Here is a 19,829-nt window from a genome sequence, read left to right on the forward strand (position 1 = left end):
GGCCGCATGGGCGGCGGGCGGCTCGGCGACCGGCCCGCGCAGTACGCGATGTCCGGCCAGCAGGCACCGGGCGGCGCGCTCCCCGGCCAGCAGGGCACCGAGCAGCAGGGTCGCGGCATGATGGGCGCACCGAGCGCCGGCCAGGGTCAGGACCTCGAGCGTGACGACGACGGCTTCGAGCACGGCGGTCGTGGCGGGCATGGCGGTCGAGGCATGATGGGCGCCCCGAACGCCGGCGGCTCCGGCCAGACCACGTCCACCGCTCCGGCGGCTCCGGGCTGGTAGGAAGCACAATCGGCGGCCGCTCTCCCGCGCGGAGGGCGGCCGCCTGAGTGCTACTCTCACACCATGGCTGATCGCATCCACACGATCCTCGTCATCGAAGACGACCCCGCTGTCGCCGAAGGCCTCGTCGAAGGTATCGGCGGCGAGGGTTTCGACGTGCACTGGGAGTCGACGGGCGGCGGAGGAGTCGCGTGGGCCCGGGACAACTCCCCGAGCCTCATCGTTCTCGACGTGCGCCTCCCGGACGGCTCCGGCTTCGACTTCTGTCGCCAGATGCGACTCGCCGGCATGCGCCAGCCCATTCTCATGCTGACTGTCCAATCCGATGAGCTCGACAAGGTGCTCGGGCTTGAGATGGGTGCGGACGACTACCTCACCAAGCCCTACCGTCTGCGCGAACTCATCGCGCGTATCCGGTCGCTTCTGCGCCGCACCTACGGCGAGCTCTCGTCGATCGAAGCTGACATCCTGTACGTGGGCGACCTCGTCGTCGATCGCAACCGCGCCACCGTCACCCGCGACGGCAAGCCGATCGCGCTCACTCCCACGGAGTACCGCCTGCTCGTCTTCCTCGCCCAACATCCCGAGCAGGTCTTCTCGCGCACCCAGCTTCTCGAGAACGTGTGGGGCAGTGACGGCGAGTACTACGACGACAAGACCGTGAGCGTCCACGTACGGCGGCTTCGCGAGAAGATCGAGGTCGAGCCGAGCAACCCCAGGTTGCTGCTCACCGTCACCGGTATCGGCTACAGGCTCGCGACGTGAAGGCGACCATGCACAGCCGCTCGCTGCGGACACAACTCGCGCTCACGTACGCCGGTATCGCGTTACTCACGGCCGCTCTTCTCGGCGGGATACTGCTTGGCGTGCTGGGGAGCTACTATCGGCACGCCGAGGACGAGTACCTGAGGGCGAGTTCGCGGCTCATCGCGGGCAACCAGGTCACCGCCGGAAGCGCCGAGGACCTGAATCGATGGGTCCAGCTCGCCGCGCTCACCACGCAGACCCGAGTAAGGATCTACGACGACTCGCAGGTCCTTCGCGCGGACTCTGGGTCACCAAGCGCGCTCGACGCCGCGGGGCTCGTCGACAGAGGCGAGGGCCGTTCACCCTCCGAGCGGGGCGACCACGAGCGTCTTCCTCGGCCCCTTGGTGGTGGCATCTTCGGCGCGACGGCCGGCCCCGACAGGCTCGGCTCGCTCGGTCGCGCGCTGCGCTATCCGGTCGAGGGCACCAACCTCTTCGTCGACCTCTCAGAGGCGCCGGTATCGGGGAGTGAGGCCGTGGTCCTCGTCGCACAGGCGTGGGCACTCGCGGGCGCACTCGCGGTCGCACTTGCCGCACTCGCAGGCTACCTGCTCTCGTCGCGGATATCGCATCCGCTCGTCGCGCTCACCGAGGCGAGCGACCGCATGGCCGAGGGCGACCTGTCCGCGCGCGCTCCCGTGACTCGCAGCGACGAGTTCGGGCGTCTCGCCGACTCGTTCAACACCATGGCCGGCCGCGTTGAGACCACCGTCGGGTCGCTTCGGCGCTTCGTCGCGGATGCCGCTCACGAGATCGGCACCCCGCTCACAGCGCTCGAGGCGGACCTGGAGCTCGCCGAGAAGGCCGCGCAGACCGAGGACGAGCGCCGTCTCGTGCAGCGCGCCCTCGGCCAGGCGCGGCGGCTCGAAGCGCTCTCGCAGGGACTCCTGCGGCTCTCACGCATCGAGGCCGGGGAGTCGGTCGAGCTCACTCGCGTCGATGTGACCGCCGTCGTGCGCAGCGCACTCGACACCATCGCGTCCCGCGCCGAGCAGGCCGAACTCGCTCTCGATGTCGGCCCCATCGACGAGCCGCTACCGGTGACCGCCGACGAGGCGAAGCTGCAGGCGGTCGTCGACAGCCTGCTCGACAACGCCGTGAAGTTCACGCCCGCTGGAGGGCGCATCAGCGTCTCGGCGGTCCGAGAGGGCAGTGACGCGCTCATCTCGGTGGCCGACACGGGTGTGGGCATCCCGTTGGCGGAGCAGGAGATGGTCTTCTCGCGCTTCCACCGCGCGCGCAACGCCGCCGCGATCCCGGGCAGCGGCTTGGGGCTCGCGATCGTCAGTGCGACCGTCGAACGCTTCGGCGGCACCGTCAGATTCGCGAGTTCGGAAGCAGGCACCCGGTTCGAGGTGCGTTTGCCGCTCTAGCGAAGCTGGCTTGAGGCGCCTTGTGCTATGAGGGGTTCCGCTACTTCACGCGGATCGTCTGGCGCGAGGTGTACGCCTTGTTGTAGCCCAAACTCGCTGGTGCGTACCAGCGGTAGTAGTGCGTCGCACGCCTCGTCTTGCCGAAGCTCCTGGTCGCCTTGCCGGCGGCGCTCGTCTTGAGTGAGTAGGTGTTCTTCCACCGGGTCTTGCCGTTCGCGCTCGTCTGCAGGTAGATGCGCTTACCGCCGGCGAGCGTGCCATCCTTGTCGCGGACCGTCACCGAGAGGGTGTAGCGGGCGACGCCGCGCTTACGGGTGTACGTGCGCGACGACGTCGTGGGTGCGCGCGTGAGCGAAGGCGTCGTGACGAGTTTCGCTCGGTAGACCTGCCACGCCGTACCGTCCCACGCCCGCCAGACGATCCGGTCGCCCGAGACGAGGGCCTGGCTATGCTCGTTCGCATCGTTTGTCAGCTGCACCTCCGGACCGGTGCCGAAGGACTTGGTGAAGATCTGCTGGTCAGATCCAACGGATGAGACCCAGATGACTCTACTGCCAGAGATCTCGGGGCTGTAATGTCCTCGCGGACCACTCGTCAGAGTCATCGGCTGCGAATCGGTACCGACCTTCATGCCGTAGACCTGAGCAACACCTGTTGTGTCGTAGGCCCACCACACAACGCGGTCGCCTGACACCCTCGCCACTCGATGGTTCTGCATGTCCGTGGTGAGAGTGGTAGGCGACGAATCGGTGCCGACCTTGATCGTTTGGATCTGGGCCACAATCCCGTCGCTTGTGGACCAGATGATCCGATTGCCAGATACTCTCGGCTCAGCCTTGTCTTCGCCGCCGAAGGTCAACTGGGTGCCTGTGGTGTCGACGCCGACCTTGCGCGTGAATACCTGGCTGATACCGCTCTCGTCATGCTGTCGCCATACGATGCGGTCGCCCGAGAGCTCTACGTTACTCACGTCAGACGTAACGTTCGTGAGCTGCGTCGCCGTGGTCTCCGTGTTCATCTTGCGGGTGTAGACTTGGAGCTTGTCCCACACTGGATCGTAGCCGAGCCACGCGACTCGGTCTCCCGAGACACGCGCGAACATCGAGCCATTTCCTTCGACAGAGACCTTCGTTGTCGCTGGGTTGATGCCGATCCTGCGCGTGAAGACTTGGAGCTTCGTCGCATCCATCCCATCCCACGCCACCCTGTCACCCGAGACATACGGGGTCAGCTGCTGCGTGGTGCCGTTCGTCAGTTGTACGGGCCCGGCATCGATGCCGAATCGCCGCGTGAAGATCTGATCGACCGTGCCCACGCGTCCGCGCCACGCGATGCGATCGCCCGACACGAAGGGGAGGATCTGATCGGCAGTCGCCGAGGTGACCTTGGTGGTCGCCCATCCGGTGGCGGCGCTGGCGACAAGTGGCACGGCAGCGGCGAACGCCGAGACGAGTGCGATGGATAGCGCGAACACGACGACTCTCGAGCGCCTCATGACAGACTCCCTCAGTGTGCGGTTGGCCCCGGCAGGGAAACCTGTTTCCGGTGGCACGTACGCGATGGAGTCAGTGGCGAATCGACCGCGGGCGGACCTCGTTGGTAGTCGTACTGCGCTTGGGGCCGAACGCCACTAATGTGCTGGCGTCAGGCTCGGCCCGTTCTGAATTCAGGCACAGCGATTCCCGAGCCAATGGTCGCATGCGGTGTGTTTCGAGTCCGTGGCCGGTCTACTCGGCGGTGATGATCGTCCCGACATGCTCGCCTGCGAGCGCACGGGTGAGGTTGCCCTCTTTCATCCCGTTGATGATCTGGATGCTCTTGAGGATCTGGCTGTTGAGCAGGATGTCGAGGCATGGCCGCTCGATGGCGAGATCGTCCTGGTTACGCGCTTTGAGCTCGCTCGCGCTGATGAGCGGGATGAACTCGGCATCCGGATCCTTCTTGGGGTCATCGGCGTACAGGCCGTCCTCGTCCTTGACGTAGATGCAGCTCTTGGCGCCGATGAGATCGGCCATCAGCAGCGTCCCCACATCCGTGCGGTGGATGGGGATGCGGCCCTTCTCGGGTGGGATGGCGAACAGGTCGTAGGGCGGCATGCCGCTCGTGACCGGGATGCATCCTTGCGAGAAGTAGTTGGGCAGCTTGATGACGGCGTCCTGCTCGATTTCGATGCCGCCGTACTGTGCGAGCAGTGTGGCGACGAGCAACGCATTCTGCTTCGAGACCGAACTGCCGAAGGCGGCGATGATACCGGTCGGCATGCCGAGCTCCAGCCCGATCGAGTAGATGTGCCGGCTGCGCGTGCCGCCGCCGGTCATGAGCAGCATCTTGTGGGCGTCCTTGTTGGCGACGACTTCGGCCATGACGCCGGGCAGCGCGTGCTTGCCGCGGTCGCAGATCGACTGGCCGCCAATCTTGATCACGTTGACGTCCGGGAACAGCGGCACCTGGGGTGCGATCTCGAGCGACTCAAGGAAACTGTCGCTCACGAGGCTTTCGCCCATCAGACGGCTCTTGATGTGCAGGCGCTTACTGTCGCGTTCTCGGATGAGCGGCATGGATGCCTCCCGTGTCGATGTGGTCCTGACGCTTCGGGCGCGCGAGGCGCCGCGCTCGCTCCTGAGTCTAGTCGCCGACCTGCAGCTTGTGACCCTTGTCTTCGACCTTGAGCTCGATAAGCTCCGCCCCGACCGCCTGCGCGATCTGCTCGAGCTCGCTCTTGCGCATGTGCTTCACGTGGATCTCGAGGTCCATGTCGGCGACCGCTACGAGGCAAAACCTCGGCTTCTGGTCGCCCTCCTCGGTGTTGGACCGCTCGCGGTAGAACATCTTTCCAGCCATGTCGTCCTCCAGGTTCGCTAACCACGCTTCGTGCGCTAGAGGGGTTCTTCCCCGATACGCCGGCCGAGCGACGCTTTCCGCACCTGTGGCGCCGTCTACCGCGCCGAAACGCGGGCCCATCCGGTGGTCTGAGCCGCGTGCTCCTTATCGGCGGGCATGGTGGCACGAACACGCCACTCGCCGCGAGCCAGCGTGCCCCAGCGCTCGTACACGCGCCCGTGCGACTCGGCACGCGTGATCGCCTGGCGCTTGAATGCCGGTCGCCACACGGCGCCGACCCGCTTCTGGTACTCGAGGGTCACGAGCCAGCGGCCGCTCGGGTGAGGTGCGCGAAGCCCACCCTCGACTTCGAAGCGCCTGCTTGCTTTGATCGTCTTGGGTGCAAGCGGCCTTCCGAGACCCGGCGAAGGCGCAACGGTGGTCGCCGCACAGCCCGTGCGCATGTAGATGGAGCGCGGTGCGAAGTGCACGCGCAAACGGCTGCGGGTGCCCGGCGTGTATCGCATCCAGAAGCGCCCGTTCGGCCCCGTACTTGTCGATGCGACTGTTGCCCATGAGGTGCCGTCGGTAGAGCTCTCCAAGACCACCCGTGCGCCCTTGAACGCGCTGCCGCCACGGCTCGTGAGCGTACCGGTCACGGCCAGTGGTTTGCGGTAGGCGGGCGCCTTGGTCGAATAGCGCACCACCAGTCTGGGGAGCCGATCGGCCACGGCGAACGAGGTTTCGGTCACGGAGACCGCCGAGAACCTGGTCGCGTCGAGTGAGGGAAGCGGCGTGCCGCTGGTGTGCACGGCGGCTTCGTCGCCGCCGAGCGGGCGGTGGTACACAGTAACGCTCTCGGACTCATCGCAGCTGTAGTACACACGACCACCCGCCACCCCGAGGAACGTGGGTGTGACCGTCGCGGTGACGACAGCAACGCGGGGCAGTTTCGGTGGTGTATACGCCAGCGAGCGGGGGTTCTCTCGGAGGAACCGGACCGGGTTGACCCAACCGTAGGTGCGCTTCTTGGTGTACGTGTGCCCGCGGTAGGGGTTGCGGTCGGAGGGATATGCGCGTCCCGGATGGATGCCGAAGTGCACGTGACGGTCGCCGTTGATGGTGCCGATGATCTGGCCGGCTGTGACGACGTCGCCCTTCTTGATGCTCTTGCGGTGGATGTGGCCGTAGACGGCCTTGAAGAGCTGTCCCTCGAGCGTGCGGTGGAGCACGACGATGACGCCGCCGTAGCCCTTGCCGTCCTGGGACTCGAGCACGACTCCATCGCCGATCGCGTAGACGGGATGGCCGGACGGAGCCGGCATGTCCTGGGCCATGTGCCACGAGTGGTTGCTGGAGCGGTAGACCCACCAGCCGTCCCACCCCTGGAAGTCTTCGGTCGCGACCGGCCAGTACCAGCCGCCGCTTCCGGTCGTGATCGCCGACGCCGCGACTGGTGCACCGGCGACGACTACCGTGAGCAGCGCGAATGCGATGAGTGCGCGCGCTATGAGTCGGGATCGGTGTGCCGGCACGGGCCCCCCAGAACATCGTCGGCAGTGGCGACGCGGGCCCCCTCGGCCCGTATCAGAACGCTCGAAGAGGATACCAGAGGACTACCTCAACAGCCGATGAGTGGCTAGCGCCCGAGCAGGCCTGTGGGTGCTTGGCGCTTCTCGATCCAGTACTCGCCGGGGAAGTCGGTGGCACCCAGCTCGAACTCGAGCACGGTCCACGCGCCGTTCTCGTAAGCCAGCAAGGCGAGCACCCCGTCGTCGAACGCACCTTGCTTCACGGCCTCCGCGTACGCGGTCTTCTTGTAGTCGATCGGCTCACCGGCGGCGGTTCTCGGCGTGCCCGAGATGAGCGCGAAGCCGTCCTGGACCGACATCTGGTCGATGCGGACAGTCGTGGGAAAGCCGAGGTCCGTGTCGATTCGTTCGACGACAGCGGCAACGATCGCCTTGCCCTCGGCAGACTCCGGATCCGGGGTGCGCAGGGCGGCGTCCGGTCCGGCGGGCGACGCCGACCCGGTGCCACGCGAGCTGGGGGAGGGAGTCGACGTGGTCTGTGCGGGAAGCACCGTCGCGCGCTTGCCGAACACGACGAGGTCACAGCCGCCGACGCTCGCAGCGAGCAGCAGCCCCACGAGGCACATCAGCAGTCTCTTCACGAAGCGGCCTCTCTACGGGCGCCAGACGATCGTGGCGCGTCGACGTTGTCGCTTTAGTCTACGCCGCTTGGAGCAACCGAAGCGTGAACAGCGCCGTCATCGCCAACGCATAGGCGACGACCGCGTAGTACCATCCGCCCGCGAACTTGGGCGTGCGGATCGGCGAGATGTTGAGCGCCGCGAGTACGAGGATCAGCGCGTACACCCCCATCGCGAAGACGCGCCCGCTCATGAGCGGCTGCAGCGCGAAAGCGGCGATCAGCAGGATGACGTTGTTGTCGAGCGCGAGCCCTCGGTAGGTGCCATCCTCGGCGAGACCGAAGATGTTGAAGTACGCCAGGCGCGTCACGCTTGCACCAAGTGCCACGAAGGCGCCGGGCAGAAACCACGGCGAAAAGTGGCCGAGCGACAGCAGCACCACGGCCGGGGCGACCCCGAAGCTCACGACGTCGATGAGCGAGTCGAGCTGCGCGCCGTATTCGCGTTGCTTGTCGGAGCGGCCCGCCATGCCGCGCGCAATGCGCCCGTCGAACCAGTCGAACGCGATGGCCCACACGAGCCCGATCATCGCCGCTGCAAAGTTGCCCTGAATCGCGAAGTAGATGCCGAGCAACGCACAGAGCAGCCCCGCAAGCGAGACGAGGTTGGGGAGCTCGCCGGCGAACGCCAACATCGAGCGGCGCGGCGCGTCCGGGATTCTCTCGCTCATCGGCGGGTCCCTGCGTTCAGCGCCCGCTTGAGCGCCTCGACCAAACGCTCGTTTTCCGGGTGCGTGCGGCTGGCGATGCGTACGTAGCGGTCGGCTTCGGGCATCGTCTTGCCGGCACAGTGCTTGAGGTAGATGTTGTCCTCGACGAAGAGCGTATGTGCGATCTCGGGCCCCGTCGGCCCGTCGTCGGGCAGCCGGCAGAAGATGTAGTTGGCGTCCGGCCGATACGACGTCAGGCCCGGAATCCGGTGCAGGTGCTCGAAGAAGACGTCACGCTCAACGGCCACGACGTCACAGCTCAGCACGAACTCCTCGCGAATCTCCGGTGCGATGCGAAGGAACGACTCGGCGAAGCCGTTGAGGTTCCAGATGTGCAGACCGTCGCGCATGCGCGCGGCGAGTTCGGCGTTGGCGGTCGCGAAGTAGCCGATACGCAGCCCGCAGATGCCGTACGCCTTGCTCATGCTCTTCATGACGGCGAGGTTGGCGTGGTTCGCAAGGTCCCGCTCCACGGATTCGCGCGCGCCCTTTGCGGCGAAGTCGATGAACGACTCGTCGACAACGAGCAGACAGTCGTGCGGGGCCAGCAGGTCGGTGAGGCGCAGAAGGTCGGCGCGCGGGACGAGAAGCGAGGTCGGGTTGTTGGGCGAGATGACGACCGCGACATCGGCCCCGCATGCGATCGCCTCGGCGGCGAAGCGTTCGACGTCCAGCGTGAACGACGGCGCGTCGAGCCCGAACTCGACGGCGGCACCCGGCGCTGCGGCGTTCGCGTACTCGTTGAACGACGGTGTGGGGATGATGAGCTTGGTCGCGATGGTGCCCGAGAGGATCTTGATGAGCTCGGCGGCGCCATTGCCCACGACGATGCGCTCGGCAGGCTGGCCGATCAGTTCGCCGACAAGCCCCGCCACGACGTCTTGCGCGACCGGGTAGTTGAGGACGAGTTCGTGCAGCTGGGCGCCGAACGAGTCGAAGAGCGACTGCGGCGGAAAGTGCAGGTTGTAGAGGTACGCGTGGTCGGTGAAACCGTGGCGCCAGTAACCGCCATGCTCGGACTGGAGCGCCTCGTACTCGATCTCGCGTGCCGCTCGCGCGGCGGCATGTGTGCCGATCACCCTGCGGCTCCGGCGAGCACTGATTTCGCGCGTGCCTTCATCATCGCGGAGTGCCGCGGGAAGACCAGCTCGGCCGCGGCGAGGTCGGCGAGCGTGTCGATCTCATACCAGCTGCCGGAGTCGAACAACACCGGCGAGAGCGCGAGGCTGCCGTCGGCGATCATCTCGGCGAAGACGGACTCGTAGTAGTCGCCGGTGCGTCGTGCGTTGATGTAGGAGTCGAGCCGCTCACACACCGCCTGCCACGTCTTGCGCGCAAAGCTATAGATGTTGACCGTCTTGTAGTGCGTCGCGTCCGGTCGGCTCATCTCACCGAGGCAGAACGCGCTGATGCCTGGACCGCCACCGAGCGTGACCGTGGTGCCGTTCATCCACGGCAACTGGCGCGATATCGCGATGCGGTCGGGCTTGAGCATGCCTTCAAGCAGCGACTCGTCGAAGACCAGGTCGCTTTCGATGAGTAGGAACGGCTCGTCGATGACGTGGCGCGCGAGCCAGAGGCTGTAGATGTTGTTGGTGGTGCGGTAGCGCGAACTCGTGACGTAGTCGATCTGGATGTCGCCCGAGCGCTCGCCGAGGTAGTCCTGTATCGACTCGGATTCGTGCCCCACGACGATGACGAGACGGGTGAACCCGTAGCTCGAGAGGGTGCGGAGGAGGCGCTCGAGAATCGGGATCCCGCTCAGGCCCACCATGCACTTGGCGGTCGAGTCGGTGAGCGGCGCGAGCCGGCTGCCCATTCCGGCAGCGAGCAGCAGGGCCGTGCGGGGACGCTCGTTGCGAGCGTCACGTAAGTGAGACATGGGTGGCTCCTTGATCAGCGTGTCTCGGCGCGCCATCGGACGACGAAACGCCGAGTCTGTGCGGACCCGCCAGGGGCCGCACGCAGGTGATCCATCGATGGCTCGGAGTGGCTGCCGTGAGTGCGGCAACAGCAAGAACGCCTCGACGGCGTAGATCCCGGCTTCGCGCCCTCACGCGGCAGCCGTGCGGTGAGTCTTCCCCCTGCGCCTGCACTCAGGATGCTGGCGCTGTTGACACGTGCAGCCGATCAGTCGGGCCACGGGGGAGCAAGAGAAGGGCGACCGGATTCTCTCCGATCGGAGCACCGCGAATGCAGTGCAGAGTCCCGCCATTATAGGTGGCGGGGAGGTAAAGAGCGAATCAGCGTGCTACGGCGCGGGGTTTTCGGCGGTGCGCCAGACCCCGGCGTGGTCCACGACCGAGAACTCGAGAAGCCCCCTACCGAGCAGGTCGCCGAGGTACCCCTTGACCGTCGTCACTGCCAGCCAGTAGCCGGCCGGGTTGGCGCTGAGGCCTCGTCTGCGAGAGACCAGCGCGATTGCCTCCTCGGTGGTGTGGGGCGTGCGCAACTCGGTGAGCAGCAGTTCCTGGATTGCGTCGATCTGCGCGAGGTGGAAGTCGATATCGGCAAGCGTCTCCTCGCGGTTCGCCAGCCTGCCGTGTCCCGGCACCAGCCACTCGAACTCAAGCTCGCGGATGCTCGCGAGCGAGCGCGCGACCATGTCGGGGTCGATCGCGTAGGGGAGCGGGTGCTTGCTCCACAGCGGCTCCTGGTAGAGCGCGTCGCCGGTGAACAGCACGCCGTCGCGTGTGAGGAACGCGGTGTGTCCGAGCGTGTGACCCGGGAGGGCGACCGGCGTTGCTCGGCGGTCACGCCAGTCCTCCACAAGTGCGTCGACCTTGCACGGCACGCCGAGGAAGAGCTTCGTGATGAGCATGTCACCGGGCTTGGCCCAGCTGAACATGCCGCGGATGTTGATGTCGGGGTTCTCGACGAGCGCGGCGTCGTCGCGGGCTGCGACAACCGTGGCGCCGTGTTCGCGCAGCACCGAGCCGGCCGCGAAGTGGTCCGCATGTCCGTGCGTGATGGCGAGCCGGTCGATGGCGACGCCGTCGTAGCATTCGGCCTCCGGCGGGGTGTCGATGACGAGCCCGTCCACGAACCCTGAGTTCGTCAGACCCGGAACCATATAGGTGTCGCCTGCGATGTGAACCGCCCCCATGGGCAGCCCGGTCGTGTTCGTCATGTCGCACATCACCTCACGCGTGAGTATGACACGCGAACTTGCGAGCTTAGCGCCCCGCGCGGCTACTTGTTGAGGAAGCTCGCGACCGCGTCGCCCAGGGCCACCGGGTCCTGATACATGAGGCCGTGCCCCGCACCGTTGAACGCCGCGAGCTCCGCCCCCGGGATCGCGGCAACCAGCATGTCGGCGTTCTTGGCAGGGGAGAACTGGTCCTCGAGGCCGGTCACGATGAGCGTGGGACTCGTGATCGTGCCGAGCTTGTCCCACACGCCCGCCCAGTCGGTGATTGCCGTGTTCTGCAGGTCGATCTCCTGAGGCAGCATCTGCTCCTTGGGGATGGGGTAGGTGCGCATGTAATCCGGGTGCGCCGTGCGGTACGACTCGGGGAACAGCAGCGCGAGCAGCTCCATGCCTCGCGTACGCGGATCCGCCGACGTGTCCATGAGCACTTTGATCGCGGCGGCGGTGGGCGGCAGCGACTTCGTGCCGCCGGCGTCACCGGCGTAGGAGATGAGCTTGCCCACCACCTCGGGGTGCCGCACAGCTAGGTCGAGTGCAGCCTTACCGCCCATGGACCAGCCGAGAACGTCCGCCTTGCCGCCGGCGACCGCCTGAATCAGTCCGGCCGTGTCATCGGCGAGTTGCGAGAACGGATAGGCGCCCATCGGGTTATCGGTCTCGCCCATACCGCGGTTGTCGAAGACGATGACCTTGCGGTCGCGCGCGAGCAGTGAGATCAGTTCGGGCGACCACGTGTCCATGGTGCCGCTCGACCCCATGATCAGCACGAGCGGCAACGCGGCCTTTGTCGCGGGGTCAGCCGACGTCGGGCCGACCGTCTTGTAGCCGACGGACATGTCTCCAACCTTCACGTGCATCACGCCAGCGGGCTGCGCCGCGCTCGGCTTGGCAGATGTCGGTTCCACGTCGACCACCTTTCCATTTGGCAGGTTCACTGCCGCGAACGCGAAGTACCCCATCACTCCCGCGAACAGCAGCGTCGCGACGCAGCTGCGCCAGAGGCGGGCCGGGACCTTCACCTCGTCGGTGAAGTAGCGATAGCCGTGAAGAAGGCCCGCTTGAGCGAGGTACAGCGCATAGCCCGCGATCGTGAGCCCTTGCGCGACCGGGCCCATCCTCAATGCGACCGCGAGAATCGCCATGAAGGCGAAGCCGAGATTCGCATAGCCGACCTCCCACGCCCAATCGGGGCGGTCTGACTCCCAGCCGAGTCGCTTGGCGTCTTCGGCGTGGAAGAACACGTGACGGATCCACGCCAGCACGCCAACCACACCGACGGTGGTCGCCGCCACGATGGCGATCCCCATCTCAGGCTGTCCGCCGAACAGGTAGTAGAAGCCGAAGAAGATGCCGACCGAACCGACACCGATCCCCGACAGTGCGAGCCACTTCGCCATGACTGCGACCTCCCTCGATGCGCTGCGCCGCACAGGCGCAACCTCCCCGATGAGGTGCGTACCCATCAACAGGCCGGGCGAGTCGCTACCTCTGCTCGCGGGCCAGCAGTTCTCGCTTGCGCTCCACGCCCCAGCGGTAGCCGGTGAGCGACCCGTCCGCGCCGATGACGCGGTGGCATGGCACGACGACCGCTGTCGGGTTCGCGCCGCACGCTTGCGCGACCGCACGCATCGCGGTGGGGCGGCCGATTGCGGCGGCGAGCTGCGAGTACGTGACGGTCTGGCCCGGCGGTATCTCGCGAAGCGCGGCCCACACCTGCTGCTGGAAGACGGTGCCATGCGCGTCGAGCGGCACCGCGGCAGCTCGCGCCGAGTCCGCGGGTGCGTCGACGAGCGAAACGACTGCCGAGACCCACTCGGCGTGTTCGCGAGCGGCCGGTTCGATCGTTGCGCGCGGGAAGCGGCGGTGGGCCTCGGCGATGAGCTCGTCAGCGGTGTCGCCGAACACGACGAGGCACACGCCGCGCTCGGTCGTCGCGACGAGCAGCCGTCCGAGCGAGCTGTCCGCGAGTGCATAGGTGATGCGCTCGCCCGGCGCGCCCTTGCGCGCGCGAGACGGCGTCATGCCGAGAAGGTCACCGGTGCGCTCGTACACGCGGCTGGCCGAGCCGAACCCGCTTCCTGCGATCGCATCGGCGACGGGCGTGCCCGAGGCGAGCGCCGAGCGCAGCCGCTCCGCGCGCCGAGCGTCCGCGTACGCGTGGGGAGTCACGCCGAGCGCATCGACGAAGACGCGTCGCAGGTGCGTCGCCGAGACGTGGCTCGCGAGCGCGAGTGCATCGAGGGACGGCGCGCGCTCACCGGCGGCGACCGCAGCATCGATCGCGGCGCAAGCCGAGGCGACGGCTGCGGCGATCGGGTCTGCGGATGGGCGCGGTGCGGTCACAGGCGGGCTCCTCGGCGGGCGAAGACGGGGGTGCGGTGGGGGCGCTACGGCCCCGGGATGCCACTCGCAGTGTACGCGCGTGCCGCTTGGCGATTCCATCCGAAATCGATCGGCTTGCGCGGCGAACTCGGCACGGCACTCGCTCAATGGTGGGCACGGGAATGCCCGAGGGCGCGATGGTGCGACCCGCCGACAAAGAGGAGGTGAGCCAGTAGTGCGAAGTAATCACATCGCTGCACTGGTCCTGACTGTTTCCGCGAGCGCGGAGGTCGGCACCGCCTAGGACGGCGGCGTTGCGAATAGACCGTCACTCGCAACGTTTAACTGCGAATACTGCACGTCGCTGTCAGCAGCGATGGGAGAGGGCTCCGCGAAGGTTGCGGGGCCCTTTCTTCGTGGGCGGCGGCAGGCTTTCCCGTTTGACACCTGCTGTGTTCCGGGCGCATATTCCACCCTAAGCAACGACTTAGGGTAGGTGCTCGTGTTCGGGCGCCTACCTGTTCGTCCATCAAGGCCGGGCATGGGTCCGGCGCAAGGGGTGAGAAGCATGATCACACTGCCCAAGAAACCGCTCGGACGTGCCTTGGATCGCATCGTGCGCATCTTCAGTACGTTCGCGCTCGTCGTGGCGATGGTCCAGCTGCCGGCAGCGCCGGCCTTCGCCGCGTCAGACGTACCCGGCGGAGCAGACCTGAATCCGCCGCAGTACGTGCTCAACGACCACACCGCGTACGCCATCCACTACGCGATGACCGGCTTGCCGGCGAGCACGGCGCTCAACGTGAACGTTCGCCTCTCGAAGACGGGTACAGCGGGCGGATTCACCGACGCTCGCGGGTTCACCTTCAACCCGGCGCTTGGCCGATGGGTCCAGACCCGTGAAGGCGCCGCGAGCTTCCCCGGTGTCGTGACCGATGCCAGCGGCAACGTGTCCGGCTGGGTCTACTGGAAGGTCGGTGACGAGAACTTCACCGGTTTCGGCGCGGCCTATCCGCCGCTCACGGCCACCCAGGGCTACCTCACGATCTCGATGCAGACGCCGACTGGCGGAGGCACCTACAACGGACTGAGCAAGTTCATCGTCAACATCCTTGATGCCAAGACGCAGGGTGCGTGGGTGCACAACGGAGTTGCGACCGGAGCCGCTGCGGCAAAGCGCGCGGAGGCCCTCAAGTCCGACGATGCCTCGATGTCGTACTCGCTGCAGAAGACCGAGGCCAACGTCCTCGACGATGACTCCAACGGCGTCGTCGACGACGAGAACTTTGGCCCCGCAGGAGCGACCGGCGACTTCCGTTTCGGCGTTCCGCAGGGCACCACCATGAACGTCAAGCTCAACCAGGTCGCATGGGCGCCTGGGCAGGGCGTGTCGACCGGCCCGAGTGACTCAGACGTCGCGATCGGTGCGACCGACGTGACGCCACCGAGCGCTCCCGCCGACCTTGTTGCGACGCCGCTCGACGGCGCAGTGCAACTCGACTGGACCGCGGCGAGCGATGCGGGCGGCTCGGGTCTCTCGGCATACAAGGTCTACCGGCTCGTCCCGGGGACGTTCGGCGACCTGACCCTGCAGTCGGCGGTTCCGACGCTTGCCGGCGACGTCGCCGCGGGAACGACGACATTCACCGATACGGGCCTCGCCAACGGCACTTCGTACAGCTACTACGTTCGTGCGGCCGATACCGACACCAACGTGAGCCCGCGCTCGGGCTCGGCGACAGCGACTCCGTTCGTCGCGGATACGACCGCCCCTGCCGCGACCACCGACCTCGCTGTCAGCGCGACGGCGACCGAGTCAGTGACGCTAGGCTGGACTGCACCGGGCGATGATGGCTCCACCGGAACCGCAACCGCCTACGACGTCCGCTACTCGACATCCCCGATCACCGACGATGCGGCATTCGGTCTGGCCACTCAGGCGACCGGCGAGCCGACTCCGCAGCTTGCGGGCAGCATAGAGTCGTTCGAGGTGACCGGACTGGTCACCGGCACGCCGTACTACTTCGCCATGAAGGCCGTCGACGACAATTCGAACTGGTCGGCGCTCTCCAACTCCGTGAGCGGGACGCCGGAGGTCGCACCGGACGGCACGATGACGATCAACGGCGGCGCCAGCACGACCACCACGACCGCCGTGACGATCGACTCCGCCGTGACCGGCACCGTCGACATGCGCTGGCGTGAAGCAGCGGGCACGTGGTCCGACTGGACCGCATACGCCGCGAGCGTTCCGTTCGAGCTGTCGACCGGCGACGGCATCAAGACCGTCGAGGCTGAGTACCGCAGCTCCGGCGGCAAGATCACCGCCCTCTCCGATACGATCTCGCTCGACACCGGCGCCCCCGAGGGCACGATGTCGGTCAACAACGACTCGGTGTACACCACCTCGACCGCGGTCAGCGTGGATTCGACCGTCACCGGTGCAGTGGAGATGCGTGTGCGTGACGCCGCCGGCGCATGGTCCGACTGGGCCGCCTACGCCGCTGCGACACCGCTGACGCTCACCGCGGTCGACGGCCTCAAGACCGTCGAAGCGCAGTATCGCGATGCGGCCGGCAACATCCTCATCGTGAGCGATACGATCACGCTCGACACCGAGGCTCCGAGTGGCGTCATGGCACTCAACAACGGCGCCTCGTACACCACTACGCGAGCCGTCAGCGTGGACTCCACCGTGACCGGTGCCACCGAGATGCGCGTCCGCAACATCGGTGGTGCGGGCAACTGGGGCAGCTGGATCGCGTACTCGGCGGCGGTCGCGCAGACGACGCAGTCCGGCGACGGCACCAAGACCGTCGAAGCGCAGTACCGCGACGCCGCGGGTAACGCGACGACGCTGTCCGACACCATCTATCTTGATACGATGGCGCCGTCCGGCACCATGGCCCTCAACAACGGTGCGCTCTTCACCAAGACGCGTGCGACCACGCTCAACTCGAGCATCACCGGCGCTACGCTCATGCGTCTGCGCAACATCGGTGGCGCGGGCAACTGGGGCAGCTGGATCGCCTACTCGGCGACAACGGCCCATACCGTGTCCTCCACCGACGGCTTGAAGACGATGGAGGCCGAGTACGCGGACGCGGCTGGCAACGCCATCGTCCTCTCGGACACCATCACGCTGGATACCTTCGCGCCAACGACCAGCTCGAACGCGACCACGACTTACGTCTCCTCGGCGAGCATCACGCTCACTCCGACCGACGCGACGAGCGGCGTCGCGCAGACGCTGTGGTGGTTCGGCGATCCGTCCTCGGCTACCAGCGGCACGCTCGCGACGGTGTCTGGTGTCGGCTCGTACACGCTGAGCTGGCTGTCCGTTGATGCTGCGGGCAACCGCGAGACCACCAAGACGGCGGACTTCGACATCACGGCTCCCACGGTGCAGACGATCTCCGGCAACGTGACCGCCGCCGGAGTGCCCCTCAATCGCATCGTCGTGACCGCGTTCGACGCCGCGACGAACGCCTCGGTCAAGGGCACGTTCACCGACAACCTCGGCAACTACTCGATAGCATTGCCTGCGGGCTCGTATCACATCCGATTCACCGGCACATCACCGGCATCGCTCAGCCAGTACTACGACCACAAGGGATCGATTGCTGATGCGACCGTCGTCGACCTGGCGCCGAGCGCGAATGTCACCGTCTCCAGCGACTTGGCTCCGGTCATCGCGTCGCAGACCATCTCGGGCACGATCACCAACAATGGCACGCCTCTCAACCGCATCGTCGTTACCGCGTTTGACGCGGCGACCAACGCGTCGGTCAGGGGCACGTTCACCGACGCCAACGGCAACTACATGCTGAGTCTGCCGGTCGGGTCATACCATCTGCGGTTTACGGGCACGACGCCTGCATCGCTCAGCCAGTTCTACGACCATAAGTCTTCCATCACCCAAGCGGCGATTGTTGAGCTGGGCGCGGGGGCGAACGTCACCGTCTCGAGCGACCTGGCGCCCCCGGTCGTCACGACGCAGACGATCAGCGGCACGATTACGAGTTCGTCCGAGCCCCTGACAGGTATCGTCGTCTCGGTGTTTGACGCCACCACCCACGCCCACGTGAAGGGCGTCTTCACCAACGCGTCGGGCGACTACACGCTGTCACTCCCTGCGGGCACCTACCACGTCCGGTTCACCGGCACGCCGCCGGGTCTCAGCCAGTACTACGACCACCAGGCCCGGATCACAGCTGCGACACCCGTCGTTGTGGCCACCGGCGCAGCGGTGACCGTCACGAGTGACCTCTCGGGTCCGATCGCTCCGTAAGCGCACCGACGTTCGGATTCCGTTTGGTAGGGGGCCGCGAGTCTGTCTTCAGGCTCGCGGCCCTTTGCGTTCGCGTGGGTAGGCGCGCGGTCGCAGTGCATTGACCCTGCTGCCTGCGGGGTCGTATGCTGAACGCCCATACGCTAAGCACGGTCTTAGGGTGAATCAACATGCAGCCGCTCGGGATGATCAACCGGCAAGATCAACTCGCAGCGCTCGCAGATGAGCATCGCATGGCGATCCTTCGTCGGCTCATGTGCGGGCCCTCGACGATCTCACGCCTCGGCAGGGACTTCGGCAAACACGCCGCGTGGATTCGCCATCACGTGAAACGGCTCGAGGCCGTTGAGCTCATCGAGCTCGCGGGAGTGAAGAAGACCCGCAACTACACCGAGAAGTTCTACCGCGCCACCTCGACGGCGCTCGCCGTGCATATGCTCGTGTCACCCGACTCAGGCGAGCGCAAGATGATGGTCGCGCTCGGGAGCGATGACTTCGCGCTGCAACTACTCACCGATGAGTACAACGCGCTCGCGGGTGACCAGGAGATCATGGCGTCCTCCGTAGGCAGCCTCGACGGACTCATCGCCCTGCGTCAGGGTCTTGCCGATGTCGCCGGCTGTCACCTCTTCGATGCTGCGGCGGGAGACTACAACGTCCCCTACCTGCGGCACCTGTTCCCCGACCGCTCCGTCGATGTGGTCACGCTTGCACATCGGGAGCAGGGGCTCATGAGTGCGCCCGGCGACACGCGAGTGCGTGCGGTCGAGGACATCGCCGAACCCGGTATCCGGTTCGTCAACCGCAATCCCGGCTCAGGCACACGAATCTGGTTCGATGCGCGCCTTGGTGATCTTGGTATCCCTGCTTCGGCGGTGACCGGGTACGACACGGTGATGCGCACACATGGCGATGTCGCTCTGGCGGTTGCAACAGGGCAGGCCGACGTGGGTCTTGGGATTCGCGCCGCCGCTGAGGCCCACGGCCTCGAGTTCGCACCACTCTTCACGGAGCGCTACGACCTCGTGTTCAACGCCGATCGTTCGCACGGCGATGACATCCAACGGCTTCTCGAGAGGCTCTCGAGCCGCGGCTTCAAGAACGGGGTCGGCGGCCTATCGGGCTACGACGCCAGTCACACAGGCGAGGAAACTCGGATCGCCGTCTAGGACCGACTCGGCTCGGCCCACGGCCCGTCAGGCTGTGTTGGCCGCAAGGAGGCTCCATGAGCGCAACAGCACGAATCCGTAGCCGCGTGGCGGCGCTCGCCCTCGCGGCAGCGCTGGCGTTGGGGGCATTCGCTCCGACGATGGCGTTCGGGGCGGCAACCGGGTTCAGCGGTGGCGCCGATCAGTGGCCTGAGTACGTAGCGAATGACCACACACCGTTTGCGGTCCACATCGCGACCGACGCGGTCTCTGGGCTCGCGACAAGCACCGCGTACTACGTCAAGGTGCGCTTCACCGTCGGAACGACTCCCGCCGGAATGCTTAACCGCGGATATACGTGGAACCCCATCACGGGGCTGTGGGCGCAGGAGCGAGACAGTTGGACGACGTTTCCGCGTATCACCACCGATGCCTCGGGCCACATCCCGGCCGAAGCGGGATGGGTGTTTGCGAAGTTCGGCGACGACGCCCAGTCCGGGCCGCGCCACATCATGATCTCGATGTCGGCGACCGGAGTGGGTGCAACGTACAACAGCTCACTCGTTCCAACCGTTACGGTTCTCGATCAGCGCACGCACGGCGGATGGGCTCACAACGGGATCGATGCGGGAAGTGTCGTCGCGACGAGCGTACTCGTCAGCGACCCTACGAGTGGCACGCTCTACTCCATCGTCAAGACCGAGCCACAGG

Annotated in this window: 17 protein-coding genes; 6 read left to right on the forward strand and 11 right to left on the reverse strand. The window is 66.4% G+C overall.

Translation table 11 applies throughout. From position 1 onward, the window contains the following. The 3 genes from HGB10_09815 to HGB10_09825 form a co-directional block, all read left to right on the forward strand. Positions 1–285 (forward strand): hypothetical protein (locus HGB10_09815; protein ID NTU72099.1); only part of this gene is annotated, 285 nt, incomplete at its 5' end. 63 nt (positions 286–348) lie between these two features. Then, positions 349–1,050, forward strand: a complete 702-nt coding sequence (locus HGB10_09820) for a response regulator transcription factor (protein NTU72100.1) — start codon at positions 349–351, stop codon at positions 1,048–1,050. Between the two features lie 8 nt (positions 1,051–1,058). Further along, positions 1,059–2,465, forward strand: coding sequence for a HAMP domain-containing histidine kinase (locus HGB10_09825; GenBank protein ID NTU72101.1), 1,407 nt, complete (start codon positions 1,059–1,061; stop codon positions 2,463–2,465). A gap of 40 nt (positions 2,466–2,505) precedes the next feature. On the opposite strand, the gene HGB10_09830 is transcribed toward HGB10_09825, so the two are convergent. The 11 genes from HGB10_09830 to HGB10_09880 form a co-directional block, all read right to left on the reverse strand. After that, a complete protein-coding gene (locus HGB10_09830) occupies positions 2,506–3,960 on the reverse strand; it encodes a hypothetical protein (GenBank protein NTU72102.1) in 1,455 nt (484 codons plus the stop codon). A 232-nt stretch (positions 3,961–4,192) separates the two neighbouring features. Continuing rightward, positions 4,193–5,023 carry a uridine kinase gene (locus HGB10_09835; protein NTU72103.1) on the reverse strand — a complete coding sequence of 277 codons (831 nt, stop codon included), beginning with the start codon at positions 5,021–5,023 and terminating at the stop codon, positions 4,193–4,195. Between the two features lie 67 nt (positions 5,024–5,090). Next, entirely contained in the window at positions 5,091–5,306 is a 216-nt protein-coding gene (locus tag HGB10_09840; GenBank protein ID NTU72104.1) for a hypothetical protein, read from the reverse strand. A gap of 95 nt (positions 5,307–5,401) precedes the next feature. Beyond that, on the reverse strand, positions 5,402–6,820 hold the full coding sequence (locus tag HGB10_09845) for a peptidoglycan DD-metalloendopeptidase family protein (GenBank protein NTU72105.1): 1,419 nt from the start codon (positions 6,818–6,820) through the stop codon (positions 5,402–5,404). Positions 6,821–6,924: 104 nt separating this feature from the next. Continuing rightward, entirely contained in the window at positions 6,925–7,458 is a 534-nt protein-coding gene (locus tag HGB10_09850) for a hypothetical protein (GenBank protein ID NTU72106.1), read from the reverse strand. A 58-nt stretch (positions 7,459–7,516) separates the two neighbouring features. Continuing rightward, on the reverse strand, positions 7,517–8,167 hold the full coding sequence (locus HGB10_09855) for a CDP-alcohol phosphatidyltransferase (GenBank protein NTU72107.1): 651 nt from the start codon (positions 8,165–8,167) through the stop codon (positions 7,517–7,519). Further along, positions 8,164–9,282, reverse strand: a complete 1,119-nt coding sequence (locus tag HGB10_09860) for a histidinol-phosphate aminotransferase family protein (protein NTU72108.1) — start codon at positions 9,280–9,282, stop codon at positions 8,164–8,166. Before HGB10_09860 ends, HGB10_09855 begins: the two co-directional genes overlap by 4 nt. Then, positions 9,282–10,088, reverse strand: coding sequence for a phosphocholine cytidylyltransferase family protein (locus tag HGB10_09865; protein NTU72109.1), 807 nt, complete (start codon positions 10,086–10,088; stop codon positions 9,282–9,284). Before HGB10_09865 ends, HGB10_09860 begins: the two co-directional genes overlap by 1 nt. 369 nt (positions 10,089–10,457) lie before the next feature. Then, complete coding sequence (locus tag HGB10_09870) at positions 10,458–11,336, reverse strand: MBL fold metallo-hydrolase (GenBank protein NTU72110.1); 879 nt, start codon at positions 11,334–11,336, stop codon at positions 10,458–10,460. A 62-nt stretch (positions 11,337–11,398) separates the two neighbouring features. Then, a complete protein-coding gene (locus tag HGB10_09875) occupies positions 11,399–12,754 on the reverse strand; it encodes an alpha/beta fold hydrolase (protein NTU72111.1) in 1,356 nt (451 codons plus the stop codon). An 85-nt stretch (positions 12,755–12,839) separates the two neighbouring features. Next, positions 12,840–13,700: a methylated-DNA--[protein]-cysteine S-methyltransferase gene (locus HGB10_09880; protein ID NTU72112.1), complete on the reverse strand. Its 861-nt coding sequence runs from the start codon at positions 13,698–13,700 to the stop codon at positions 12,840–12,842. 547 nt (positions 13,701–14,247) lie between these two features. Between HGB10_09880 and HGB10_09885 the strand changes: the two genes are divergently transcribed. The 3 genes from HGB10_09885 to HGB10_09895 all read left to right on the forward strand — a co-directional run. Further along, entirely contained in the window at positions 14,248–17,970 is a 3,723-nt protein-coding gene (locus HGB10_09885; protein NTU72113.1) for a hypothetical protein, read from the forward strand. 170 nt (positions 17,971–18,140) lie between these two features. After that, the gene (locus HGB10_09890) at positions 18,141–19,139 is read left to right on the forward strand and encodes a helix-turn-helix domain-containing protein (protein NTU72114.1); all 999 of its coding nucleotides are present in this window, start codon (positions 18,141–18,143) and stop codon (positions 19,137–19,139) included. A gap of 56 nt (positions 19,140–19,195) precedes the next feature. Beyond that, positions 19,196–19,829 (forward strand): hypothetical protein (locus HGB10_09895; protein NTU72115.1); only part of this gene is annotated, 634 nt, incomplete at its 3' end.

It is taken from the genome of Coriobacteriia bacterium, assembly GCA_013334745.1.
Classification (GTDB): Bacteria; Actinomycetota; Coriobacteriia; order Anaerosomatales; family JAAXUF01; genus JAAXWY01.